The sequence below is a fragment of the Sinorhizobium terangae genome (assembly GCF_029714365.1).
GTDB lineage: Bacteria > Pseudomonadota > Alphaproteobacteria > Rhizobiales > Rhizobiaceae > Sinorhizobium > Sinorhizobium terangae.
The window spans coordinates 705,874-729,213 of the sequence record NZ_CP121660.1 but is presented as its reverse complement, the minus strand read 5'-3'; the positions used below and the strand labels follow the sequence as shown (position 1 = coordinate 729,213).

The window sequence follows — 23,340 nt, the reverse complement described above, 5'->3', positions numbered from 1 at the left end:
CGATGGAGCATGATCGCTTTCGACATCCGGTATCAATCTTCGTGGGACTCGGATTTCCGGCCGAGATTCACGGCGTCAGCGAGGCCTACACCTGGCTGAATGAGTGGCCGCCGTCAAAGCGGAATCCAACCCACGCCATCGCGCTCAATGCCTGCAAAGCGGCACTTGCGGGCGAGATTGATGCCGAGACCGCTCGCATGGCGCTTGTTGCCTGCGCGCGACGGGCAAATCTCCTCGCGCCTGACACCGGCACGATCGTGGGCGCGAATAGACCGACGCAGTCGACACTGTATCGCAGGCCGGTGGCTGCAAAGGGGTCGTTTGCGAGAGGGGGCGAAATAGTACCATATGCGATCGGGAGGGGTACCTTAAGCGACCGTGACAACTTCACACGATAGGGATTTTGGCGGGTTTCGGCAAGCGGCCATCGAAAGAACGCGCAGGCATGGCTCGATTGAGCCCATTGCAGCCGTTCGGTTCGTCGGCGAGCGCGCCTGCCAGAGTGATCGTTCATTCCTCGCCTTGAAGGGATCGAACCATCGATACCGCAATTCGCATGCACCATTTTCGGCGCCGACACGTGCGGTTGGAGGACATGGTTCACCAGCCGCCGCCTATGCTAGTTACTCCAAGCCGAATCATAGCTCCATGCCTCATACGTTTCGATCCGGCACCTGTCGGCGGACTTCACTTCAAGCGAGGTCAGGTCTGTGACCTTATAGGTACGGCGCGTGCCGCAGACCGCGCCCCCATTGGCGAAGACCTCGACGACGCCGCGGTCGAAGAACAACGTCAACCGTTCGAGCGTCAGCGGCGCTGAGCGGTACTTGATGTCACCATTGTCCTCCGCCACGGCCAGCTCAAGTCGGCGGGCGCTGTGAGCCAACCTAAAGCTCTCCCCGTCGCTGCCGCGCGCGATGATCTGAACTCCATCCAGATCGCCTGCCAAAGACAACTCGACGGGGCACCCCGGTTCGCATGCGAATTGGCAAGGTGCAGTCTGTCGAAGAGTGCGGGCGCGCAGGCGCTGGCAGCCCTTCTCCGGCATCATTGTCAAATTCCGTTCGGCGTCGAGGCCGAGCACGCGCGGGAGCGACAGCTCCCCGCTATAGGGCGAACCTCCCGGCTTCCGGAATTCCCAATTGAAGAGCCAGGCAAAAGCGATCTGGCGGTCTTTTGCCAGGAAGCTCTGCATTGCGTAAAAATCGGTGCCGAAATCCAGTTCCTGCAAAGCCGGGGTCGCGGGCATGAAGCGGTCGCCCTCGAATGTGCCGACCTGCGCGTAAAGCAGGTTATGACGGCCGGTTTCCGGCTCAGTGTATCCTACAAAGCCCATCACCAGCACATGATGACCATCGAGCTCGAAGAAATCCGGGCACTCCACGCAGCGCGCGCCGTGCCGGCGAAAATGCTCGGGAGCGCGATAGAGGACGGACAAGAATTTCCAGTCCTCGCCGTCCTCGGACCCATAGAGCAGGACGGCTGGATCACCATCGATCGCCGCGCCGAGCACCATCCGATATGTGCCGCAGGCCGCATCATACCAGACCTTGGGGTCACGGAAGTCTTGGGCGATACCGTCGGGACCATTGACAAGCACCAGTTTGTTGGCATCCGGACGCAGGAGATCGGTCGATGGCAGCACTCGCTTCTGCACCTCCTTGTAGTCCTTGAACAGGTCATAGGCCGGCAGCCGCTCCGTGTAGTAGAAGCTGAGCTTGCCCTCGGGGCCGACGAAGGCACTTCCCGAGAAGGCGCCGCCGGTGGCGCCCAGCGACCAAAGATTCTGTTCCGGATGCAGGAAGACCGGCAGATGGATCCAACGGTAGAGGTCGTCGCTGACGGCATGGCCCCAGTGCATGGGTCCCCATTCAGATTCAACGGGGTGGAACTGGTAAAACAGGTGATAGCGGCCGTCGACGAAACACAACCCGTTCGGATCGTTCATCCAGGCCTGAAACGGCGAGAATCTGAGCTGCGGGCGATTTGCGTCGCTCTCGTACCACTCCGGCCAGGATGTCCTCGGTCGAGCGATGACGCGGCCATCGCGCAACTCTAGGAAAGTCACGCCCTTCTCAGCGACGTCATCCGGATTGAAGCTGTATAGCAGTGGAATTTCAATGGCGCCATCGTCCCATTCTAGCGTGAGCGGGCCGGCCGCATAATGGGTATAGGAATAGAATTGAAAATAGGGCGGCAGCTGTGCGATCCGGTAAAGGACCCCATTGCCGGCACGCAGAACGAAGGCATCGGCGTCTTCTTCCGGAGCTGATTTTCCAGGCTTTTGCCGAGCCCAGATCTCGAACCGCACGCCGTGCTCAGCATCCAAATGCACCCTGTTCTTCATTCGATGATCTCGTTGATGACTTTTCCGAATAGTCACTGAATTTCGAGAGTCTGCGCTCGGTCTATATTGAAACTCTGCCCCTTTTCCCAGGAACTGGAGTACTCCTAAAGGCGTTCATTGTTTTGTCCATCTCAACCTGTTCGTCATTTCCTGAATCCAGGACTGTATTCCGTACCGACCCCCTCTGCACAAGTACCGTCGTTACTTCGAGCGCCTTCAAGTTGTTAGTTGAAAGCAATGCGCCCACTTGCGTTGAAAAACAGGCACTGTTTGGTGCATCATTGATTTGTGATATTTCGGTTGTCGCCACGATGTGATTATTGGCTATGTAATTGCCGCTGCCCGAAACCACATTAATTATCACCGGCTTTACGGCGAGAGGCCTGATATATTGAGTATCTATTGTCTCTGAAATGTGATTCGCAATTATCGAATTGTTGCTGCCGTCAATTTGCATAAGGCCGAACAGATCATCCAAGCCGTTATCGTACTTCTGCATGGGCGCCCATGGCTCGCGATCTCGCAAAAAGTGATTTGAGGAAACCAAATTTTCGCAACAGTTGGCAGCAAAAACCAACATTCCGGGATAAAACGAATGGAATCTATTTCCGGTGACCGAGGAACGCATCACGCCGGAAAAATAGACACTGCTAGCACCTCGAGGGAATACGTTGTTTGAGGATACTAGAATGCCCCCATACTTTTCAGCATAAATGGAATGTCCCCTATATCCGGCTCCGACAAAATTATTTGCTATTCTTGAGGCCTGCCCCATACCTTTCAATTCGATACAGTTTCCGCACTCAGCAATGAAATTGTTGTCTATCGCCAGCGCATCTGCATCATGAACAATAACTCCATGCTCCAGATAGATAAGACCCATCCCCGTTATTCGGCATGAGTCATTGGCGCTGCCTACATAGATTCCCGTTTTGCCGTTCTTATATGTATTTTCTGCATCATTTTGCCCCGAACCATCGTCAATGAAATGTAGGCCATCAATGCAAAAGTCAGCAAACTCCACAGAGCTTATACGAGGATTTCCGGTACGCTTAACATAAAACGCGGCTCCAGCAGTCTCACCGTCGGCGGCCTCTGGAGAGATGTCCACAAGTATACGACTACCGCCCGGCCACACCTCGTGCCACCGTGCCAGCTCGTTTGCGGCTGTGTTGAAACGGATGCTCGAAGACGTAAAACCGTGTCCAGAGCCCACAATTTTCAGATAGCTCACGTCTATAACGACTTGAGTGGCAAGACGGTAATCGCCTGGCGGTATATAGATAACTGCTCCAGGTTTTCCGCCATCATTTAGATCGGAAACAGGTTGCCTGCTTTTGATGTCTGCAATGATGCTATTGATGACCGCTCCAATATCCTCACGGGGATTACCTACGGGATACTTCGTTACGTCGTAACAGTTCTCGCTAACCATTGTTAATGTCTTCTCGGACATTTCTTACTCCAGAGCGGTAGTAGACTGATGTTCTTGATTGGCTTGTTGCTTGCAAGCCGACTGGGGAATGCGTTCAACCAGCTCTCTGTTTTGGTTTGTAGTAAGCTCGTAGCTGGAGATCCGAAGGAGTCGCATGTGATTGGTGGCAGTAGAGGCGCTAGTCATTCTTGTTTTTTCCTGGCTATACCATCACCAGATGCTGGTGCGGGTGTCCGGTTCAAAGAAGTGAAGTTCTTCGGCATCGACAGCGACGCGCGCGATGTCACCTGCGCGTACCGTGCTCTTCGGAGAAAAACGGGCTACAGCAGCTTTTTCGTCGCCGATGTCGGCGACGGCGTCCGGGTCGCCGGCATCGACCCAAGGTGCGTCGATATTCAGATGCACCATGGATTCAGAACCTAGCGCCTCAACAAGAGTGACTGGGGCTGAGATCTCGGCCGAAGAAGGCCGAACGGCGGCGTCGTTCATGTGCTCGGGCCGGACACCGACAATGACCTGACGGTTAGACGCACCGTTGAGCGAGGGGCGATATTCGAAGACCCGCTCAGGGATTTCGAAAGTGTTGCTGCCCAGGGTCAGGGTCCTTCCGTTCAGAACGGCCTCGTACAAGTTCATCGAGGGCGATCCGATAAAGGCGGCGACAAAGACATTGTCAGGGCGATTGTACAGGTTTTGCGGTGTGTCGACTTGCTGAAGCACGCCGCCTTTCATGACAGCTACGCGGTCACCCATCGTCATCGCCTCGACCTGGTCGTGTGTCACGTAAATCGTAGTGACATTCAGTTTTCTTTGGAGGCTGGCGATCTCGGCGCGCATCTGCACGCGCAGCTTGGCATCGAGGTTCGACAACGGTTCATCCATCAGGAAGGCCGCTGGTTTGCGGACGATCGCTCGTCCCATGGCGACACGCTGACGCTGGCCTCCTGAAAGGAGTGCCGGCCTGCGGTCGAGCAAAGTCGTCAATTCGAGGGTGCGTGCGGCTTCGTCTACGCGGCTGGCAATTTCGGTCTTCGGCAGCCCCGCCATCTGCAGGGGAAAGGCGATATTTTCACGCACTGTCTTGTGGGGATAAAGCGCGTAGGACTGGAACACCATGGCGATGTCGCGATCCTTGGGATCGACATCGTTAACTAACCTGCCACCGATCCTGAGTTCACCGCTAGTAATGCTCTCCAGGCCAGCGATCATCCTGAGCGCCGTCGACTTTCCACATCCCGACGGACCGACGAAAACCATGAACTCGCCATCCCTGATGTCGAAGCTCAGATCGTGCAGAGCGTGAAAACTGTTTCCGTAGACCTTGTTGATATTGCGCAGTTCTATGGCGGACATGCTTCTGCCTCCCTCATCCCTTTACAGCGCCGAATGTCAGGCCGCCGACGATCTGCTTTTGAAGTGCGAGCGTTACGACGATCACGGGAAGCGAATAGAGCACCGCGGCTGCGGTCATCGCTCCCCAGGCAAGCCCGTAGACCGAGTTGTATTCGGCGATGACAATCGGTGCCGTTTTCGTAGCCTCCGATGTCAGCAGCAACGCGTAGAGGAACTCGTTCCAACTCGTGATGAAGGTGAAGAGCGCAGTCACTGCGATCCCACCAATCATGACCGGAAGGATAATCTTCCGGAATGCCTGGAAACGTGTGCAGCCATCCATGCGTGCTGCTTCTTCGAGTTCCTTCGGCACGCCTTCGAAGAAGGCGGACATGAGCAACAGCGCCAGTGGGACGGCAGCCGACGTGTGGGCAAGAACCAGGCCCGGGATCGTATCGAGCAGGCCCAGAGACTTCAGAAGCTGGAACAGTGGCACACCCAGAGACACCGACGGCACCATACGCGTGACCAGCGCAAACAGCAGGAACAGGGTGGTGATCCTGCGCCGGTACTGCGTTGCGACGTAGGCCGCGGGGACTGCCGCCGCCAGCGAAAACACGGTTGTCAGCACCGCCACCGCGAGCGAGCTTGCGAACGCCTTCGGCAGCGCCGACGATTGCAGCACTTCGCGAAAGTTTTCGAGCGAGACCACTGCAGGCAGGAAGCTCGGCGGAATCTGCTGGACATCCGCCGCCGGCTTGATCGAGGTTATGAGCAGATAGACATATGGCAGCGCATAGGACAGAACGAGCGCGAGGGCCGCCGCGTTGACCAGGATGCCATTGATATTGAAGCGGCGTGCCCTACGCATGAGCCGGCCTCCATATCTTCCAATATGCCGCGGCGGCGAGAAGCATCATGACGATCAGGAACAGGGTCCCGGATGCCGATGCCTCGCCAAGATCGCCGAACCGAACCATGCGCTGATAGATGTTCATCGAGAACACTTCCGATGCGTGGTTGGGACCGCCTTGCGTCTGTATCCAGATGAGGTCGAAGGTCTTGGCCGCATCTACAGCGCGGACGATGACAATGACGGCGATAACCGGACGCATCAGCGGCAAGGTGACGTGCCAAAATCGCTTGACCGCATTCGCGCCATCAATCCGGGCAGCTTCGAGCAAGTCTTTCGGAATGTTCATCAATCCGGCGTAGGACACGAGCGCGACAAAGGAGGTCGTCAACCAGATATCGGCGAAGGAAACGGAATAGATGACGATGTCCTCGTCGGAGAGCCAGGCGATCGCATCGGGGTCTCTGATGATACCCAGTTGGACGAGCCCATAATTGAGAATGCCAATGTTGCCGACCAGCAGGAAGCGCCACAGGAGGCCGGCGACGATCGGCGGCACCATCAGCGGCAGCGTGAAAACCGTGCGATGCCAGCGCGATCGGCCAGGAAGTGCCGAAAACAAGAGAGCGGCGCAGAAGCCGAAGGTAAACTCGAAGAATAGCGCAAAGACCGAATATTGAATCGTTCTGAATGCGCTTTCGGCGACGCGCTTGGAGGTTAGCGCGTCGATATAGTTCTTGAGCCCGACCCAATCCCTGATGTGGGGGGTGATGGTGTCGACTTTGAAAAAGGAATCGAACATCAGGAGCCCTACCGGGTATGCGACCAGCAGGCCCAGAACGGCAAGCGCTGGCGCGAGCATGCAGAGCACAAATCGGTCTTCACCCGACATGGCTGTCTCCGAAAGCTGATGATATGCGGAGGATTTTCTCCTCCGCTGGAGTTGAGAACAGCGGGTTAGTTTAGGATGTCCTCGATCGTTTCTTTGGCATCCGTCAGGACCTTGCCGACATCCGCTTCGCAGGTCAGGGCCTGCTGCACGGCGGGAAGGACAGCTTCATCGACGATTTCCTGGTATTTCTCGTCCATCGGCCGCCCTTGGGTCGCAGGCGCGCTCAACGTCTCAAGCAGCGGCGTGAAATGCTCATAACCTGGTTTGCCGGAATAGCTGCGATAGGCGGAATTCGTCGCCGCAAGGCCAAGCGGCGCTTCGATACCCAATGCATTGTTGGCGATCGCAAAGGCTACAAATTTCTTCGCCGCGTCCTTGTGCTGGGAGGTCGAGGGGACAACGTTGTACCAAGGGCCGGGAATAGCCGCGATCCCGGCGTCACTGGCCAGCATCGGCGCGACGCCGACCTTGCCGCTGACCTTTGAATCCGCTGGCGTCATCTTGTAGGCATGCGCCCAGAACTTCATCATGGCCGTCCTGCCTTGATAGAACAGGTTCTGCGCCTCGCCCCAACCGATCTCATTCACATTCTCCGGCACCGAATGATCGACGCAGTGCGGGGCGATGTAGAATTCGAGCGCCTTCTTATGGGCTTCGTTATCGATGATAACTTTGCCATCCCTGTCGAGGATCACACCGGGCGAGCCCGCCTGAAGCACATGCGCCATCCACTCTTCGGAAAAGGTGCCGATGGTGTCGGTGCCCCAGAAGTCCGTTTTGCCGTCGCCGTCCGTGTCGCGGGTGAAGAACTTTGCCATGTCGCGCCATTGTTGCCAGGTCTTCGGCGGAGCAAGGGGATAGCCATACTTTTCCTGGAACGCCTTCTGCTCCTCCGGTTTGCTAAAGAGGTCCTTGCGATAAAAAACGATCTCCGCATTCGCCCAGGTGGGCATTCCGATCATTTTGCCTTCAACCTGTGCGTCGGCAAGCAGAGCCGGTGGCAGATCCTTGCGAACCGCGTCGGTGAAGAGCGGTGCGAGATCCTCGACATGGACCGCGAATTTGGCGTTCCAGACAACATCGATCGTAACAACATCGAACGCCGATGACCCGGAGGCGATTTCGGCCGAGAACTTGTCAAATACGCCCTGGTAGGGAACGACCGTGAACTTCACCTCAATGCCGGTCTCAGCGGTGAACTTCTCGGCCACGGCCTTCTGGAGCATCTCGCCGCCGCCTTCGACCAGGATATTGATGGTTTCGGCATTCGCCGGCGCCACCATGAAGATGAGCGCGAGCGCGCTGGCTGAAAGCAAATTCTTCATGAGATCCTCCTGTCTTTAAAGCGAGGCTCTCACTCCAGCCTCCCATGAAGGCAACCATAATCTTGGTATGACGACGTTGTCAACGTGCATTGTCGACGTTGTCATTAAAATTGTCGACGTTGTCATTTCCTTGGTGTACAAGTGCTTTCAGAGGGAAAGGATTACGATATGGTCAGCATCGTCAGTGTCGCTAAAGCGGCAGGGGTATCGAACAAGACCGTGTCCCGGGTAATCAACGGCGAACCGCATGTGACCGAGGACACGCGAGAAAGAGTGGAAAAGGCCATTCGGGATCTCGGCTACATTCCCAACATGGCCGCGCGCCAAATACGCTCAAGCCGCTCCAACACGTTCGGGATCATCACCGACTATGTTTCCACGACTCCCTATTCGGTCGATATCGTGCGCGGAATCCAGGATTGGGCCAATAGGCATGGGAAAAGTATCCTGATGGCAAACACCGGAGGGTTACCCGAACGGGAGGCGGAAATCTGGAAAATGTTCCAGTCCCACCGTATCGACGGGGTGCTCTACGTGACGATGTACCACCGCGTCGTGGATCCCGAGGCCGGCGATGTGAGCATACCGACGGTAATGATCAACTGCCGGCCTCACACGAGCGAGCTCTTGCCATCCATCGAGCCTGACGACTTCCAGGGCGCCCGGGACCTCACCCGATATTTGCTTGAACGGGGACATCGAAGGATCGGCTATATCAGGCTCAACCCGATTCTGCTTGGCGCTGAACTGCGTCTCGATGCCTTCCGCCGCACTGTGAAGGAATTCGGCCTCGCGGAGAGCGACCTCTCCATTCGTCTTGGAATGGAAGGACCGGTCGGAGCAGAAGAGAATTATGTGTTTGCGGCAGCGACCGAAATGTTGCAGCAAAAGGATCGCCCAACTGCGATCATGAGCGGCAATGATGAAATGGCGATTCAGATCTATATTGCAGCTTTGACGTCGGGACTAAGAATCCCGCAGGACGTCAGCATTGTTGGCTTTGACGATTTCAGAACCGTATCATTGGCGCTCAAGCCCGAACTGACCACCGCGGCATTGCCGTACTATGATCTCGGTTTCCAAGGTGCCGAGTGGTTGAACAGCGTCATTTCTGAAGAAATGGTGCGCGCGAGTCGTCGTGTCATCTCGTGCAAACTTGTCGAGCGTGCATCTGTGTGTGCTCTGTAGAACCGCCGGAGTGATGCCGCCCGCTCTCTATTCGACAACTAGCTCAGCTAGCCACCTGAATGCGGGAACGCTTGGGCATGGAGGCCTGCCAGAACTCAGATAATGCAGTTAAACGGTTTCGAGCCAGGACCTCCTGATCGATCATCGAAGGCTAGGCCGGAATCTCTTCAACATCAGCCAGCAGCAGCTGGTCGCTCTCGTCCATCATCTGAACGCGCTGCCGCGCAAGTGCCTGGGCTACCGCACGCCGGCCGAAGTCTTCATGGCGCATTTGCGCGAAAGTAGCTGATGCCCTACCCTTCACACGGCATTGTTGCACTTGGATTACATTCTCCAGAACGAGAGCAAGCCAGAGTTCTTCGCCGGATACGCATGTTTGGCGCCAGGGATGAAGGCACTTACACCAGCGCGGCCAGGATCAGCGCCGCATAGGTGAGCTGGTGCATCAATTGATCGGCGCCGTGCATGGCCCAGTAGGCCCGGGTCGTCGCATCGGCGCCGCTATGCCGCGACAGCAGTGCCTTGCCGTAGTCTATGAGATAGTGAGCCAGGAACTCCGCGAGCACGAGAATGGCGACACGCGTCATGCCGGCGCTGGCGAGCATCAGCGCCGGCACGGTTCCGAGCGCGTGCCCGCCCGCATGCACATAGCCGCCGATCATGCGGAAATTGCCCTTGCCGCGCAGGATCCAGGCTGGCTGCAGCACATAGTCAACGACAAAGTGCTTGAGTTGCAGGCAAGCGAGCATCGCCACCGTTGTAATCGCCATTTCCATCGCTTCCTCCCGCGGATCGAACTTTTGGCTGGTCAATCGTATGTACGCCAACGGGCCTGGCCTTGCCGCGGACCGTCGCAAGCCCGAGCGGTCTCGTCATCGGTTCTGCCCCGAGCTCGCGCATGGTCGCGTCGCTCAGCACGATTTCGACGCCGCGCTCCTTGGCCACGTTCACCAGTCGGCTCGCGAGATTGACCGCGTCGCCGATGGCCGTGTAGCTCAGCCGCTCGGCGGAACCGATATTGCCGATCAGGGCCGTGCCACTATTGATGCCGATGCGCACGCGGACCGCGTTCTCGCCTGCCGCGATCGGCGGGTCGTCATGCATTGCCGTCCGGATCGCGACAGCCGCGCGGCAGGCGCGGGCAGCATGATCCGGCTGCTTGCCCGGCGCGTTCCAGATCGCCATAACGGCATCCCCGATGAACTTGTCAACCGTGCCGCCCTCCGCATGGACAGCGGCGACCGCAATAGTCAGGAAGCGCGTCAGATGTGGCTCGACGCCGGGTCCGAGCCTCTCTGTCAGTTCCGTGAAACCGGGCAGGTCGGCGAACATGACCGTCACTTCGCAGAGCGCGCCGCCGGGCTTCGGCTCGATGCCGCCTTCGACGAGCGGTCGCACCACGTCGAGCGGCATATAGCGGGCGAAGGCTGAAAGCCCGACCGCCATCCGCTTCAATGCCTGGGAGAAATCGTTGAGCTCGGCGAGGAAGGTCGGGTGATGGCGGACGCTTTCCAGCGAAAAGCGCTCGACCGCACGCAATTGCGCTGCCAGCCGGGCGAGCGGGCGGGCGAAGAGAAAATTTGCAAAGCCGACCGCAGTCGCTGCGGCAAGGGCGGCCATAGCGAGCACGACTAAGGCTACGCGCCGGATATTCTTGTCAATGCCGCCTGCGAAGGTCGAGCGTGGCGTGGCGGCAACAAGGCGCCAATTCTCGAACGGCAGGCGCGACGACGACACGAAGACGGGCCCGAGCGAGGCGTTTGGCACTACCACGCGGAAGGCATCGACCTTATTGGCCGCGACAGCCTCGGCCGCGGCTGACGCCACCGCATCGGCAGCCGGAAAGTCGGAAAAATGCGCCGCCATCACGCCGTCGGAGGGTTGCGATGTCGCAAGGACACGCCCGCTGCTGTCAAGAACGAATGCCTTGCCGAGCGCCGGTAGTTCAAGCGCCTTTAACGCCTCGGAGAGACGCCGGAGGCTCACCGCCACCATCACGACGCCGATAAACTTCCCGAAGCTCACGACACGCTTCGACAGCACCATGGCGGGCTCGAAACCGTTCGGCAGCACATTGGTGACTGTCCAGACAGGCTCTCCGTTTTCCTTGCCCAATCGATACCAGGGGGCGCCGAGTACCACATAGGCGCTCTCCGCCTTGTTGCGCTCCTCGAAAAAGATGTCGCCCGGGATCGGTCGGTAGAGATCGCGCCGCAACGGACGGAGTTCGCCGGCTCTCGCGGCGCCGATTTCGACCATCTCGATCCGGCCGTCGGCGGTCGCATGCGATCCGAAAAAACGCCCATCCGGAAAGCCGAAGCCGATCCAGTCGATTGATGGCTGCTCGCGCAGCAACGAGAGGAACAGGAACTCGCGCTTGACCTCATCATCGGCGTTGATCGCACCCTGGAAGAAGATGGAGCGGACAATTTCGGCCGTGCTCGACACGAGCGACAACGTCCGGGACAGGTCGTTCCTGACGGACCCCGCCGTCTGGGCATCGAGACTCGCGACGATCTCCTCAATGCTCTCGCCGGCTGCGCGCTGCCAGATGAGATGGATAAGCGCGGCGGTGGAGAGCACCGATAGCATGACGAGAACGACGACGACGTGGGCGAGCTTCGGGCGATACATCGCTAGGCCTCATGGTGACCGGTAATCAGCCGCGCGGCGCGATCGTTGCGGGCATAGGCGACCGCCCAGTCGAGAAACACCACGAGGCGGTTGCGGAAGCCGACGAGGAACCAGAGGTGGGCGAAGTTCCAGACGAGCCATGCGGGATAGCCGGAGAGCCTGGTCTTGCCGAAATCCGCGACCGCTGCCTTGCGGCCGATGGTCGCGAGATTGCCGTAGTCACGGTAGCGGAAGGGCGCCGATTGCCGTCCCGCCATATCGCCGAGAATGGCGTAGGCTGCATAACGCCCCATCTGCTTGGCTGCCGGCGCTACGCCCGGTACAGGACGTCCGGCCGCATCGGTTACCGAGGCCGTGTCACCGATGACGAATATTTCGTCGTGTGCTGGTGGATTGAGGCGCTCGTCGACGATGACCCGTCCGGCGCGGTCGGCCGCCGCACCGATCCACTTGGCGGCGCGCGAAGCCATAACGCCCGCGGCCCAGAGAACGCAGGCGGAGCCGATTTCAGTTCCGTCGGCCAGCCGTACGCCGCTGTCGTCACAGCCGGCGACGGCATTGCCGAGCACCACCTCGACGCCAAGCTTTTCGAGTTGTCTCTGGGCCTTTCTCGAAAGGCAGGACGGCATCGCCGGCAGTATCCGCTCACCCGCCTCGACGAGCACGACCCGGGCGGAGGATGAATCGATGCGCCGGAAATCGTGAACGATCGTCCTTCGGGAGAGCTCGGCGATTGCGCCGCCGAGCTCGACTCCGGTCGGCCCACCGCCGACGACGACGAAGGTCAACAGCTTCTGACGCAAACGGGGATCATCGGTCACCTCCGCCCGTTCGAAGGCGGAGAGGATGCGAGCGCGGATCGCCGTCGCATCCGTGATTGTCTTCAGGCCGGGGGCGTGGTCCGCCCAGGTGTCGTTACCGAAATAAGTATGGCGGGCGCCGGTCGCGACGATCAGATAGTCATACGGGATGCGCTGGCCGCCGGTCACGACACATCGCGCGGCGGTATCGACCGCCTCGACCTTGTCCATCAGGACCGTGGCATTCGACTGCCGCGAAAGAATGCGGCGGATCGGCATGGCAATCTGCGCCGGCGAGAGCCCCGCGGTCGCTACTTGGTAGAGCAGAGGCTGGAACAGGTGATAGTTTCGCCGGTCGATGACGGTGACTTCGACCGGCGCGCTGCGAAGCGCCATCGCCGCGTTCAGACCGCCGAAGCCAGCACCGAGAATGACCACGCGCGGCCGGCGCTTCTCCTGGTCCTTGCCGGTCGCCCCCGGCAGGGAACCGCTTTGAGCAGGCGTTACCGACATCACTCAGCCTCCGGCACGGATGCGTCGGGCGACCACATGATCGACCGAAAACACGCCGGCGCCCCGCGAGAGGATGAGCAAGAGCAGGCTCGTCCACATCAGATGCTCGACCCAATGATCCGGGTAGACGAAGATCTGAATGGTGGCGACGACGCCGAGCAGCATCAGTGAGGCGAGCCGCGCGAGCAGTCCCAATCCGAGCATCGCCGCGCCACTGAGTTCCACTACCGTCGCCATAAGGGCGGCCAGCCCGGGATCGAGCAGCGGCAAGCGATATTCGAAGGCGAACAGCTGGAGCGTGACCGGCCACGAGGCAAGCTTCGTCTGGGCGGATTGCCAAAAAACCTCCGCGACGGCAACGCGGGACCCCAGTTGCACAATCGATAACGGCAGGGCCGCCGACCACTCCACGACCGCTTCGTGGAGCCTGTATATCGTTCTGGAAAAACTCATCGGTGTTGCGCGCATTGTAGTCATGACACTCTCTCCTGCTGGTTGGAAGACTCCTTCGCGCGATGGATGCCTGTGACGAGCTCGCTGACGAAAAGGCCTGTCACCGCTCGTGCGATATCGAACTCAGGCGAGTGGCGGCAGGCGCGGGCAACCGCAGCCTCGAGTCCCCTGCCCCGCCTCAACACGTACCAAAACGCAAACTCCGCGGCGTCGAGGCGCAGGAAGCGAACGGTGTCGCCATGTCTCCAGAGCGCGATGCGCTCCGGTTCGCGGTTGAGATTCGCGAGCCTGTCGGGATCGCCCGCCTGCTGATGCGCCGCCCATATGCTGAGGGCGGGCCAGCGGCAAAGAACAAGTCGCAGCGAAGGCTGCAAGAAGAGCGCGAAAGACCCACTCGAAAGCCCCTCATAGAGCTCGATCAGTGTACTTGGCCGCTCCAACGGCGCGTCGAGCGCTTCGGCGATCTTCCACTCGAGACGCGCGACCTCAGAGACGAAGGGCATATCGGCGGTTCCCTCGAAGTTCGCGAGAAATGGCGCAAATCCTGCGCCGTACCGGGAAAGGCGCGGCTCTTGTGGCGGGTTGCTCCGAATGAAGCGGCCGGCGGCATAACTGAAGTAGCGTTCATCGAGCAGCCGCACCGTCACGGGGAAGACGGCCTTCAAGGTCGTCGTGAGCGAGACCAGTGTATTGTTGCGGTAGATGTTGAGCCGCCTTGCGGGATCGAAACGGCCCCGTGCCAGGAGTGGCAGGATATCTGCCGGCCCGGTCGTCAGAACCGCACGCGCGACGACACTTTGCAGGGTTTCAATGGAAGACATGGCGGTCCCTCCTGCAATTATTCGATGCGCACGTGCCGCAAGCGGCTTTGACTGCCGCTGTTGCGGCGAGCGCCGGGAAAAGGATGCCAGTTGCGCCGTCGCGGCCGGGCAACCCTATGGTCTCGAAACGGCCGTCCGGTACAGTGACCGGCGGCTCCTCAAGGCGTTCGTCGAAGGCGATCCGGCGGGCGAGCATGTCGGCCCACATCGCTTCGCCCAATAAGACCTCGAGCGGCGGCACATCCGTGTCCCATTCGATGAGTGTCGGTCGCGGGCCGATCCTGCGGAGCGCGTGGGCATAGAGCGACCAGACTGCCGGCGGCACACGCGACCCATGGTCGTCGATGAGAATGACGTCGCCGTCGATTTCGTTGACCGCGTGGCCGGCAAGGTGGATCTCACCGATCGCGTCGGCAGGCAGAGCGTCGATGAAGGCCAATGCATCGAAATCGAGGTTGCTTGCGGAGACATGGACGTTATTGACGTCCAGCAGCAAGCCGCAACCGGTCCGGTTGACGAGCTCGATCAGGAATTCGGCCTCGGTCATGCTCGATTCAGCGAAGGCGAGATAGGCGGAGAGGTTTTCGATGAACACCTGGCGCTTGAGCGTGTCCTGCAGCCGATCAACGTTTGCGGAAACGATGGCAAGTGCCTCGTCGTCGTAACGGAGCGGAAGGAGGTCGTTGAGGTAGGCGCCGTCGGCGACACTCCAGGCAAGGTGTTCGGAGACGATCGCTGGCTGGAAGCGTTGGCAGACGACACGCAGCCGCTCCAGATGCGCTCGGTCGAGACCCGAGGCGCTGCCGAGCGACAGCCCGACGCCGTGCACCGAAAGCGGATAGACTTCGCGCAGCTTCTCAAGCGCATCCACGGCTGCTGATTGGCCCATGTAGTTTTCGGCATGGACTTCCAGCCAACCTGCAGCGGGCCTGCGGGAAAGCATCTCGGCAATGTGTATGGAACGGAGGCCGATGCCCGCAGCGCACGGCATCGGGTGGGTTGGAAACGTCTTGGGCATCGGTCTACTCCCTTTTTGCTTGCTGTCGCGGGCCGTCAGGCCTTCGGGGCGTCGCTGCCGCCGGCGATCTTTCCGCAGGTGCCGGCAGGCACATAGATCCAGGCATCGGCCTGGTCGTCCATCGTCGAGGTCCCCGCGCAGGAATGGGTTGCCGTCTGGCAGTCGTTCTGCCCCGCCTTGACGATGCCGTAGCACTTCTCGAACGAGTAGTCGGGCTGGGCGGCCGGTCCTGCCGAGGCCGTGGAAGCCGAGACGGAGGCGATCGCCGCAAGCGCGGAACTGATGAGCGTACGCGTGTAGATCATTGAACATCTCCTGGATCTGACGTTGTTCAGACCGCACATCGGCCTGATGCTGAGAAGCTTCGCAGACCGCTCGAGCTGTTTGAAATGCTGTTCAGGCATGGTTTCGATAGGCCGAACTATCCGTCGGCGATGGACGCACCCGAGACGAAAAAAAGCCCCCCGGTTGGGGGGCAAGACTGCCATCGGGAGGGAGATGGCAAAGAGAGCTTGCGCGCACTCCGTGGCGACGCGCTGGGATTGGTTCGGGCGTCGAACGCCCTAGATCACGATGATTTTGGGTCGAATCGACCCAAAATCATAAACGTGATCGATTCTAGAGCGGATGCGGGCGGAAATCGCTTCAGACCGCTCTAGAGATAACGCGTACTGATATCGACGCTCGAGCGCTTCCCTATTGCATCGTAGTTCGCCATCAGCCAGTCCTCCGCGCATTGTCGGCCGCGATCACGGAGGTCTACGAGGGCTCCCCACTCGGCATTAAGCTTGCTCGATACGCTGAGGTTTCTCATCGTCTCATCGTCGGAAATGCCGTGCACGAAGATGCGCTTGAGCCCGAGGGAATTACCCGCGTTGGAATCGATCAACTGCGTTACAAAGGCGATTGCACGCATCTCCCTGAGCAGCGACGAATTGAAGCTGATTTCGTTGATCCTGTTCAGGATTTCGGCGGCGGTCCGCGGCAACTCCGTTCGCTCCAGCGGATTGATATGCACCACCAGCACATCAGGAGTATCGCAGCCGTAGATCAGCGGGAAAATGGCGGGGTTTCCCATGTAGCCTCCGTCCCAATAGGCTTCTCCGTCGATCTCGACGGCTTGAAACAGGAACGGCAGACAAGCCGAAGCCATCACGGCGTCGATCGTGATCTCGTCATTGGAAAACACCTTGACCTTGCCGGAGCGCACGTTTGTCGCGCAGATGTTGAGCTTCACCGGACAACGGGACATGCGGATCGCGTCAAGGTCGATCGATTGCTCGAGGACCTGGCGCAACGGATTATAGTTCAGCGGATTGAACTGATAGGGCGAGAGCAGCCGCGTCACCATATCGAAAATGACAAAGGCCGGCGAAAACTCCAATGACTTCGATCCGGTTACGCGGTCCAGCAAGCTCGGCTGCAGCGGGCTGAAGGCTGCCGCGTGGCTGATGCGGCGCCAGAAATTGGCGAGCGCCTTCTGCGCGCCGCTGCGCCCGCCTTCCGCAAGCCCATAGGCCAAGACGGCGGCGTTCATCGCGCCGGCACTGGTGGCGACAATGCCTTCGAAGGAGAGGTGCGGCTCGTCTAGCAGCCGGTCGAGCACACCCCAGGTAAAGGCGCCGTGCGCACCGCCGCCCTGAAGCGCCAGGTTTATCGTTCGTGCCGTACGCACATCGGCCATGATAGGTCTTTCCTGATCGGCGGGCGCCGGCAGGTCCACTTTCGTGTGCTCGTTCATGGCTCTGCTCCTCTTCGCTGCGACAATCAATGGGCCGTCCATCCACCGTCGACGGGGATCGCCGTGCCGGTGATGGAGGCGGCAGCGTTGCTACACAGGAAGACGCTGAGCGCCCCCATCTCTTCGACCGTAGCAAACCGCTTGGTCGGCTGGTTCTTCAGGAACACATCGCGGATCACCGCATCGCGCGCGATGCCGTGCGATTTTGCCTGATCGTCGATCTGCTGTTCGACGAGCGGCGTCCAGACATAGCCCGGGCAGATCGCATTGGCCGTGATGCCGAATTCCGCGCCTTCGAGGGCCACCACCTTGGTGAGCCCGACGAGACCATGCTTGGCGGCCACGTAAGCCGACTTGTAGGGCGAGGCGACGAGACCATGAGCCGAGGCGACATTGATGACGCGTCCGTAACCGCGAGCGCGCATCGGCCCGTAGGTCGCCTGAACGAGGTGAAACGCAGCAGAAAGATTGATCCCAAGGATCGCGTCCCATTTCGCCGTCGGGAACTCGGAGATCGGGGCAACATGCTGTATGCCGGCATTGTTGACGACGATGTCGACCTGCCCGAAGCGGGCGCCGGCGCGCTCGACCATCATCCGGATCGCCTCCGGACTCGACATGTCGGCGCTATCATAGGCGACGTCGACGTCGTTTTCCTGCGCCATCTCGGCCCGTTGCCGTTCGATTTCGGCCGGATCGCCAAAGCCGTTGAGCATCACCGCCGCGCCCGCTTTGGCAAGCGCCTGGGCGACGCCGAGACCAATGCCGCTGGTGGAACCGGTGACGATGGCGCTGCGCCCCTCGAGCGCCCTGCGCCCGAAGATCGCCTCGATTTCAGCGTCGGTACTTTTGAACATGTCCGCGTCTCCTCATGTTTGGGCCGAAGGGCCTCTTCCGGAGCGAGAATGGCGCTGTATTCATTTCAACTGAAATGCCACTGTGCTATGAATTCGATAGGTGAATTGCATTGGTGAAAGCGGCATCTGCATTGGAGAGTCGCCGCCTGGACATGAAAACCTTGCGGGGGCGGGTATGGACATTCACCACGTTCGGTATTTCTTGGCCGTTTGCGAGACGCGAAATTTCACGCGTGCCGCCGAAAAATGCAACGTGACCCAGCCGGCATTGAGCCGTGCCGTCCAGCAACTCGAAGATGAAGTCGGCGGGCTCCTGTTTCGGCGGGAACGGAACCTGACCCACATCACGGATCTCGGAAACCTGCTGAGACCGCGGTTCCAGTCGATTCTCGACGAGCTCTCGGGCGTCAGGCAGGAAGCGTCACGCTTTCTCTGTCTGGAAGATGCGCATGTGAAGGTCGGCATCATGTGCACGATCGGACCGCGTCGGTTTACCGGCCTCCTGACCGACTTCAACATGCGCCACCGCGGCGTTCAGCTTCAGCTCGTCGAAGGTGTGCCGTCCAAGCTTTCAGAACTGCTTGGGGAAGGAGAGATAGATGTGGCCATCATGGCGAGCAGCGAGCGGTTCCCCGAACGCTTCGACGTGACCGCGCTGTTTCGTGAAAGGTTCATGCTCGCCTTTCCTCCGGGTCACCGTCTCTGTCAATACGATGCGATTCCCATTACCGCCATCGATGGCGAGATCTATCTCAGGCGCGTGAACTGCGAATACTGGGATTATCTCACGGAGTTGTGCGAGTCCTCTGGCGTGAGGACCCAGATCTCCTACTCCAGCGAGCGGGAGGACTGGATACAAAACATGGTGGCCGGCGGGCTCGGCATCTGCTTCATTCCCGAATACAGTGCCGTCATTCCAGGCTTGCAGGTGCGGCCCGTGGTCGAGCCGGAGGTCACGCGGGAGGTTTGCCTCGTGACTGTCGCAGGCCGGCGGTTCTCGCCGGCCGTCGCCACCTTCGTCGGGGCAGTCAAATCCTATGGCTGGGCGGCACCGCATTCCGGCATTGACATGCGCCGATCAGCCGCCGACGCCTCAGCCCTCCCGCAATAGCTCTGAGCTATGGAATTCAAAAGCAGGCGGCATTTCTTTGTCGGCCGAATGTCCCGCAATCTCCTTGTGCCGCCGGAATATCTCCGGCCGGACCGACCAAGGAGAACCGGACATGATTCAGAAATCCATCGCAGGCCGTCTGTCGTTGGCCGCCGTTGCGGCGCTCGGACTCTTCGCAAGCACACTCGCGGCGCCATTGGCCATGGCCGGGGAATGCCCCAAGGACCAGATCGCAGCAAATGCCATGGCGCCCGGCGCCACGACGCCTGAAGGCGTGACCGACGAAGTCCTCGCGTCCATCGATCTTTCCTCGAAGGGAAGCGCGTGGGAAGGGAATGCGCTGCGGCTGCGCAAGCTGGTCGTCCAGCCGGGCGGCATCGTGCCGTGGCATTCGCACGACGCGCGTCCCGCCAACATTCTGGTCGTGGAAGGCACGATCACGGAATATCGCAGCAGTTGCAAAGTCCCGATCGAACACAAGGCGGGTGAAGTCACTGCCGAATTCGGCGATCTTGCCCATTGGTGGAAGAACAACGGCGCGAAGCCGGCCGTGCTCTATTCGGCAGATATCCTGCCGCCGATGGCCAGCGACGCCGACACCATGTGATCTCACGGCACGCCGAATATCAACCCAACCCGGACGTTTCCCGCCATCGGGCCGGAAACGTCCCCGCTTCAGGAGGACAGGCGATGGCGAATCCCGACCGCGCCACGGTGCCGGTATCCGTCTCCGTTCTGGCAAATCCGATAGCCGACCGCTGGCACTTCGGCATCATTGCGCTCATAGCATTCCTGACGCTCGTCGATCTCTTCGCCACCCAGGCAATCCTGCCGTCCCTGCAGGCGCAGTTCGACGTCAGCCGCGCGACGATGGGCTTCGCAGTCAATGCCAGCACCTTCGGCATGGCGGCCGCCAGCCTTGCCGTCGGTATTTTTGGGCGCAACCTGGACCGGCGGAACGGCATCTGGATCAGTCTCGCACTGCTTGCCGTACCGACTGTGTTGCTCTCAACAACCCGAGACATCGCGATCTTCGCTGGCCTGCGTGTGGCGCAGGGCCTGTGCATGGCGACCGCCTTCACCCTCACCATGGCCTACCTTGCGGAGCATTCTCCGGCTGAGCGGGCAACGGGCGCGCTTGCGGCCTACGTCACCGGCAATGTCGCCAGCAACCTCTTCGGCCGCATTCTCTCGGCTGCGGTTGCCGATCTCGGCGGACTGTCGATCAACTTCCAAACCTTCGCGCTTCTCAACCTGGCGGGCGCGGCCCTCGTCTGGACCACATTGAAGAGAACGGCGCACATGATGCCGGACCGGCGAATGCGGAGCAACGGGAGCTGGCGCTTGGTGCTCGGCAATCGGCGGCTGCAAAGCGTGCTCGCCATCGGTTTCCTGATCCTCTTCGTGTTCATAGGGACTTACACCTATGTCAACTTCCAGCTCGTCGAGCTCGGGCTTTCGCCGATGCAACTCGGCCTCGTCTATTTCGTTTTCCTGCCATCGCTGTTCACGACGCCGCTCGGCGGATTGATTTCGCGTCGCTTGGGTGACGGAGCCGGCATTGTGCTCACGCTCTTCCTCGCCGTTCTCGGGCTCATCGCCCTGTTCAGCAACAGCCTCGCCGTGGTCCTTGTAGGCCTTGCCATGGTCGCCGTCGGCACGTTTCTCGCGCAGGCGCTTGCAACCAGTCAGGTCGGCCGCATCGCCGAGAGTGAGAAGGCAACAGCAAGCGGCACCTATCTCGCTTCCTATTACACGGGCGGGCTCTTCGGGAGCCTGGTGGTCGGGCAGATCTACGATCGGTTCGGATGGAGCATTTCAGTCCTGACGCTCGTCGCAACGCTTGTGCTCGCCATGCTTTTTGCCGTCCCGTTGCGGGCCATGTGGTCCAGTTATCGAAACAGACAAGAGACGGCATTACCAAATCGCAGCAGACAGCCGCATTCTTGAAGGAGCCCGTTGGGGGCCAGAGAGAGGAGCTTTACAATGATGCAGATCAGCAATGCAGTAGGGTTGGCCGCCCTGATCGCCACCACGATCACGGCATCGGCTCAAGTTTCGACGACAGAGGCCGCAGACAGGGACGGCATAGTCACGGTCAAGAGCCGCTATTCGGTCAGCGAGACGGTGAACCGCATCAGGCGCAGCGTCGAGGAAAAAGGGATCACCCTCTTCGGCGTCATCGACCAGGCCAAGCTCGGCAACGCCGCAGGCAACGAGGTGCGTCCGTCGCGCCTGGTGATGTTCGGCAATCCGGCGCTTGGCACGACCTTTATTACCGCCAATCCGCTCGCCGGACTTGACTGGCCAGTTCGGGTCCTCGTGTATCAGGCGAAGGACGGATCCGTCTACGCCGCCTACACCGATTTTGACTGGATCGCAAAACGCCATCGAATTTCGAGTCGGGGCCGCGAGTTCGCCATGGCGTCGCAGGTGGTCGAAGCTGTCACAGCAATCGTTAAGGAATAGATGCGGCCAGAGCGCTCGTCCTCGTCTCCTTCTCCAGGAGCCGGCGAGCGCTTCTGCACGTCTCCATCGACGGGCGTGAAGGCACTCGATGAGAGGGCCTCGGCCATTGGGAGCTCGCCTTGAACATGGGGTAATCGCGGGCGGTTCACCCCGTAACCCTTCTCTCGGCAATAGCTGGCATGGGTGGTTGCCCCCGGTAAGATGGAAATACGGGCTCACGATTGGAACCGGGCCCAACATCAAATGGAGGCAACCATGGACCAATATATTGGGCTTGATGTTTCGTTGAAAGATACTGCGATCTCAATCCGGCAGGATGGGAAACGGGTCTGGCGAGGGAAATGTCCTTCTGATCCAAAGGCTCTGGCTCAGATGATTTCCAAGCATGCCCCGCAAGCAAAACGAGTTGTATTCGAGACCGGCCCATTATCGACGTGGTTCTATCATGCGCTGACAGCCGAAGGGCTTCCCGCGATTTGTATAGAAGCTCGGCACGCGCAAAAGGTGCTGAATGAGACGCTCAACAAGACTGACGCCAATGATGCGGATGGCTTGGCGCAGTTGGCCGAAGCCGGCTTTTACAAGGCAGTTCGAGTAAAGGCTTTCGATAGCATGCTAACACGCACACTGGTGGCGGCGCGCAATCAGCTTTTGAGCATCTCCAAGCAGCTCAGCAACCAGATACGCGGCCTGATGAAGACGTTCGGTCTCATCGTGCCCAAGGGGGCGGGCCGGGTATTTGATGCCAATGTGAGGGGACTGCTGGATGGAAATGCTGGACTGGAGCTAGTTGTATTGCCCCTGCTCGAGGCGTGGCGCGACATACGCAGGCATGCCGCCAATCTTGATCATCAGGTGCTCGGAGCGGCGAGGGAGAGCCAGGCTACAAAGCTTCTGATGACGATTCCGGGTGTTGGCGCTGTCACGGCCGTCTCCTACATTGCAGCGATCGAGGATCCTGTAAACTTCCGGACGTCGCGCTCTGTCGGCGCCTGGCTCGGGCTGACGACGCGGCGCTATCAGTCGGGCGAGATCGACTATGATGGCCATATCTCGCGACGAGGTGACGGTCAGCTGCGGGGATTACTTTACGAGGCGGCGACCGTCCTCCTCACGAGAACCAGTCGCCGCGCCGAATGCAGTCTCAAAACATGGGGGCTGAAGCTGCGTGAGCGCTTGGGCTTCAGGCGTGCAGCGGTTGCCGTTGCGCGAAAGCTTGCCGTCATCATGCACAGCATGCTTAAAACCGGCGAAGTGTTCAACGCATTGGCTGGCGATCCCGCATAAGCGAAAAAGCTGGCCTCCTTGCCTCAGTGGCTCAGGAGACACTGGGAGTCCCTGCTGTGGACGTGGGTCGGGTCATTCCGTCGTATCCGTCGTAGCTCGATCGAGACTGCGCCTTGAACATAGGAAGACCCACCCTGCGAAAACCCATCATGCGGCGACCGCGTGTCGACCGCGGAGACAACCCTGCTCCCGGCAGTGGACGAGTTTGCAAAAACAAGGATGCAAGCTCCCCACAATCAAGAAAAGATGTCGCGCTGCATGCTC

Annotated in this window: 21 protein-coding genes and 2 pseudogenes; 8 read left to right on the top strand and 15 right to left on the bottom strand. The window is 59.7% G+C overall.

What is annotated here, in order from left to right; all coding sequences use genetic code 11:
- Positions 1 to 2: 2 nt before the first annotated feature.
- Positions 3 to 272, top strand: a pseudogene (locus QA637_RS22140) (DUF982 domain-containing protein); the annotation flags it as partial.
- 347 nt (positions 273 to 619) lie between these two features.
- Here QA637_RS22140 and QA637_RS22135 read toward each other — a convergent pair.
- The 6 genes from QA637_RS22135 to QA637_RS22110 all read right to left on the bottom strand — a co-directional run bounded on the left by QA637_RS22135 (position 620) and on the right by QA637_RS22110 (position 8,184).
- Positions 620 to 2,347, bottom strand: coding sequence for a GH32 C-terminal domain-containing protein (locus QA637_RS22135; protein WP_283066908.1), 1,728 nt, complete (start codon positions 2,345 to 2,347; stop codon positions 620 to 622).
- 61 nt (positions 2,348 to 2,408) lie between these two features.
- Positions 2,409 to 3,782, bottom strand: coding sequence for a NosD domain-containing protein (locus QA637_RS22130; RefSeq protein ID WP_283067302.1), 1,374 nt, complete (start codon positions 3,780 to 3,782; stop codon positions 2,409 to 2,411).
- A 210-nt stretch (positions 3,783 to 3,992) separates the two neighbouring features.
- A complete protein-coding gene (locus tag QA637_RS22125) occupies positions 3,993 to 5,135 on the bottom strand; it encodes an ABC transporter ATP-binding protein (protein WP_153441672.1) in 1,143 nt (380 codons plus the stop codon).
- A gap of 13 nt (positions 5,136 to 5,148) precedes the next feature.
- Positions 5,149 to 5,985: a carbohydrate ABC transporter permease gene (locus QA637_RS22120; protein WP_283066907.1), complete on the bottom strand. Its 837-nt coding sequence runs from the start codon at positions 5,983 to 5,985 to the stop codon at positions 5,149 to 5,151.
- Entirely contained in the window at positions 5,978 to 6,859 is an 882-nt protein-coding gene (locus QA637_RS22115) for a carbohydrate ABC transporter permease (RefSeq protein WP_153441674.1), read from the bottom strand. The genes QA637_RS22120 and QA637_RS22115 overlap by 8 nt, the downstream gene beginning before the upstream one ends.
- Before the next feature lie 65 nt (positions 6,860 to 6,924).
- Positions 6,925 to 8,184 carry an ABC transporter substrate-binding protein gene (locus tag QA637_RS22110; protein WP_283066904.1) on the bottom strand — a complete coding sequence of 420 codons (1,260 nt, stop codon included), beginning with the start codon at positions 8,182 to 8,184 and terminating at the stop codon, positions 6,925 to 6,927.
- A gap of 168 nt (positions 8,185 to 8,352) precedes the next feature.
- Between QA637_RS22110 and QA637_RS22105 the strand changes: the two genes are divergently transcribed.
- Together QA637_RS22105 and QA637_RS22100 are read left to right on the top strand one after the other, a co-directional pair.
- Positions 8,353 to 9,372 (top strand): LacI family DNA-binding transcriptional regulator, encoded by a 1,020-nt coding sequence (locus QA637_RS22105; RefSeq protein ID WP_153441676.1) that lies wholly within the window; start codon positions 8,353 to 8,355, stop codon positions 9,370 to 9,372.
- 172 nt (positions 9,373 to 9,544) lie between these two features.
- Positions 9,545 to 9,661: pseudogene (locus QA637_RS22100) on the top strand (IS30 family transposase); the annotation flags it as partial.
- A 109-nt stretch (positions 9,662 to 9,770) separates the two neighbouring features.
- Here QA637_RS22100 and QA637_RS22095 read toward each other — a convergent pair.
- The 9 genes from QA637_RS22095 to QA637_RS22055 form a co-directional block, all read right to left on the bottom strand.
- Complete coding sequence (locus QA637_RS22095; RefSeq protein WP_153441677.1) at positions 9,771 to 10,148, bottom strand: DUF3307 domain-containing protein; 378 nt, start codon at positions 10,146 to 10,148, stop codon at positions 9,771 to 9,773.
- Positions 10,084 to 12,006 (bottom strand): adenylate/guanylate cyclase domain-containing protein, encoded by a 1,923-nt coding sequence (locus QA637_RS22090; protein WP_153441678.1) that lies wholly within the window; start codon positions 12,004 to 12,006, stop codon positions 10,084 to 10,086. The genes QA637_RS22095 and QA637_RS22090 overlap by 65 nt, the downstream gene beginning before the upstream one ends.
- Positions 12,007 to 12,008: 2 nt before the next feature.
- Positions 12,009 to 13,319, bottom strand: a complete 1,311-nt coding sequence (locus tag QA637_RS22085; protein ID WP_153441679.1) for an NAD(P)/FAD-dependent oxidoreductase — start codon at positions 13,317 to 13,319, stop codon at positions 12,009 to 12,011.
- Positions 13,320 to 13,322: 3 nt separating this feature from the next.
- Positions 13,323 to 13,796: a DoxX family protein gene (locus tag QA637_RS22080; RefSeq protein WP_153441680.1), complete on the bottom strand. Its 474-nt coding sequence runs from the start codon at positions 13,794 to 13,796 to the stop codon at positions 13,323 to 13,325.
- Positions 13,793 to 14,593 (bottom strand): HvfC/BufC family peptide modification chaperone, encoded by an 801-nt coding sequence (locus QA637_RS22075; protein WP_153441681.1) that lies wholly within the window; start codon positions 14,591 to 14,593, stop codon positions 13,793 to 13,795. Before QA637_RS22075 ends, QA637_RS22080 begins: the two co-directional genes overlap by 4 nt.
- Positions 14,580 to 15,611, bottom strand: a complete 1,032-nt coding sequence (bufB, locus tag QA637_RS22070; RefSeq protein WP_153441682.1) for an MNIO family bufferin maturase — start codon at positions 15,609 to 15,611, stop codon at positions 14,580 to 14,582. The genes QA637_RS22075 and bufB overlap by 14 nt, the downstream gene beginning before the upstream one ends.
- Positions 15,612 to 15,646: 35 nt before the next feature.
- A complete protein-coding gene (locus QA637_RS22065) occupies positions 15,647 to 15,916 on the bottom strand; it encodes a BufA1 family periplasmic bufferin-type metallophore (protein WP_153441683.1) in 270 nt (89 codons plus the stop codon).
- Between the two features lie 350 nt (positions 15,917 to 16,266).
- The gene (locus QA637_RS22060; protein ID WP_153441684.1) at positions 16,267 to 17,352 is read right to left on the bottom strand and encodes a patatin-like phospholipase family protein; all 1,086 of its coding nucleotides are present in this window, start codon (positions 17,350 to 17,352) and stop codon (positions 16,267 to 16,269) included.
- A 26-nt stretch (positions 17,353 to 17,378) separates the two neighbouring features.
- Positions 17,379 to 18,209: a 3-hydroxybutyrate dehydrogenase gene (locus QA637_RS22055; RefSeq protein WP_153441685.1), complete on the bottom strand. Its 831-nt coding sequence runs from the start codon at positions 18,207 to 18,209 to the stop codon at positions 17,379 to 17,381.
- A gap of 175 nt (positions 18,210 to 18,384) precedes the next feature.
- Here QA637_RS22055 and QA637_RS22050 point away from each other — a divergent pair, with 175 nt between their 5' ends.
- The 5 genes from QA637_RS22050 (at position 18,385) to QA637_RS22030 (ending at position 23,076) form a co-directional block, all read left to right on the top strand.
- Positions 18,385 to 19,320 (top strand): LysR family transcriptional regulator, encoded by a 936-nt coding sequence (locus QA637_RS22050; RefSeq protein WP_153441686.1) that lies wholly within the window; start codon positions 18,385 to 18,387, stop codon positions 19,318 to 19,320.
- A 112-nt stretch (positions 19,321 to 19,432) separates the two neighbouring features.
- On the top strand, positions 19,433 to 19,927 hold the full coding sequence (locus QA637_RS22045) for a cupin domain-containing protein (protein ID WP_153441687.1): 495 nt from the start codon (positions 19,433 to 19,435) through the stop codon (positions 19,925 to 19,927).
- An 83-nt stretch (positions 19,928 to 20,010) separates the two neighbouring features.
- Positions 20,011 to 21,270, top strand: coding sequence for an MFS transporter (locus tag QA637_RS22040; RefSeq protein WP_153441688.1), 1,260 nt, complete (start codon positions 20,011 to 20,013; stop codon positions 21,268 to 21,270).
- A gap of 36 nt (positions 21,271 to 21,306) precedes the next feature.
- The gene (locus QA637_RS22035) at positions 21,307 to 21,789 is read left to right on the top strand and encodes a DUF302 domain-containing protein (RefSeq protein ID WP_153441689.1); all 483 of its coding nucleotides are present in this window, start codon (positions 21,307 to 21,309) and stop codon (positions 21,787 to 21,789) included.
- A 255-nt stretch (positions 21,790 to 22,044) separates the two neighbouring features.
- Positions 22,045 to 23,076, top strand: a complete 1,032-nt coding sequence (locus QA637_RS22030; RefSeq protein WP_153441690.1) for an IS110 family RNA-guided transposase — start codon at positions 22,045 to 22,047, stop codon at positions 23,074 to 23,076.
- The last annotated feature ends 264 nt before the right edge of the window (positions 23,077 to 23,340 follow it).

Coding starts and splice junctions, on each gene's coding strand:
- QA637_RS22060 (WP_153441684.1), bottom strand. CDS start 17,352: ATGAACGAGCACACGAAAGTGGACCTGCCGGCGCCCGCCGATCAGGAA.
- QA637_RS22105 (WP_153441676.1), top strand. CDS start 8,353: ATGGTCAGCATCGTCAGTGTCGCTAAAGCGGCAGGGGTATCGAACAAG.
- QA637_RS22135 (WP_283066908.1), bottom strand. CDS start 2,347: ATGAAGAACAGGGTGCATTTGGATGCTGAGCACGGCGTGCGGTTCGAG.
- QA637_RS22040 (WP_153441688.1), top strand. CDS start 20,011: ATGGCGAATCCCGACCGCGCCACGGTGCCGGTATCCGTCTCCGTTCTG.
- QA637_RS22035 (WP_153441689.1), top strand. CDS start 21,307: ATGATGCAGATCAGCAATGCAGTAGGGTTGGCCGCCCTGATCGCCACC.
- QA637_RS22125 (WP_153441672.1), bottom strand. CDS start 5,135: ATGTCCGCCATAGAACTGCGCAATATCAACAAGGTCTACGGAAACAGT.
- QA637_RS22080 (WP_153441680.1), bottom strand. CDS start 13,796: ATGACTACAATGCGCGCAACACCGATGAGTTTTTCCAGAACGATATAC.
- QA637_RS22030 (WP_153441690.1), top strand. CDS start 22,045: ATGGACCAATATATTGGGCTTGATGTTTCGTTGAAAGATACTGCGATC.
- QA637_RS22055 (WP_153441685.1), bottom strand. CDS start 18,209: ATGTTCAAAAGTACCGACGCTGAAATCGAGGCGATCTTCGGGCGCAGG.
- QA637_RS22045 (WP_153441687.1), top strand. CDS start 19,433: ATGATTCAGAAATCCATCGCAGGCCGTCTGTCGTTGGCCGCCGTTGCG.
- QA637_RS22050 (WP_153441686.1), top strand. CDS start 18,385: ATGGACATTCACCACGTTCGGTATTTCTTGGCCGTTTGCGAGACGCGA.
- QA637_RS22095 (WP_153441677.1), bottom strand. CDS start 10,148: ATGGAAATGGCGATTACAACGGTGGCGATGCTCGCTTGCCTGCAACTC.
- QA637_RS22075 (WP_153441681.1), bottom strand. CDS start 14,593: ATGTCTTCCATTGAAACCCTGCAAAGTGTCGTCGCGCGTGCGGTTCTG.
- QA637_RS22110 (WP_283066904.1), bottom strand. CDS start 8,184: ATGAAGAATTTGCTTTCAGCCAGCGCGCTCGCGCTCATCTTCATGGTG.
- QA637_RS22130 (WP_283067302.1), bottom strand. CDS start 3,782: ATGGTTAGCGAGAACTGTTACGACGTAACGAAGTATCCCGTAGGTAAT.
- QA637_RS22120 (WP_283066907.1), bottom strand. CDS start 5,985: ATGCGTAGGGCACGCCGCTTCAATATCAATGGCATCCTGGTCAACGCG.
- bufB (WP_153441682.1), bottom strand. CDS start 15,611: ATGCCCAAGACGTTTCCAACCCACCCGATGCCGTGCGCTGCGGGCATC.
- QA637_RS22065 (WP_153441683.1), bottom strand. CDS start 15,916: ATGATCTACACGCGTACGCTCATCAGTTCCGCGCTTGCGGCGATCGCC.
- QA637_RS22085 (WP_153441679.1), bottom strand. CDS start 13,319: ATGTCGGTAACGCCTGCTCAAAGCGGTTCCCTGCCGGGGGCGACCGGC.
- QA637_RS22090 (WP_153441678.1), bottom strand. CDS start 12,006: ATGTATCGCCCGAAGCTCGCCCACGTCGTCGTCGTTCTCGTCATGCTA.
- QA637_RS22115 (WP_153441674.1), bottom strand. CDS start 6,859: ATGTCGGGTGAAGACCGATTTGTGCTCTGCATGCTCGCGCCAGCGCTT.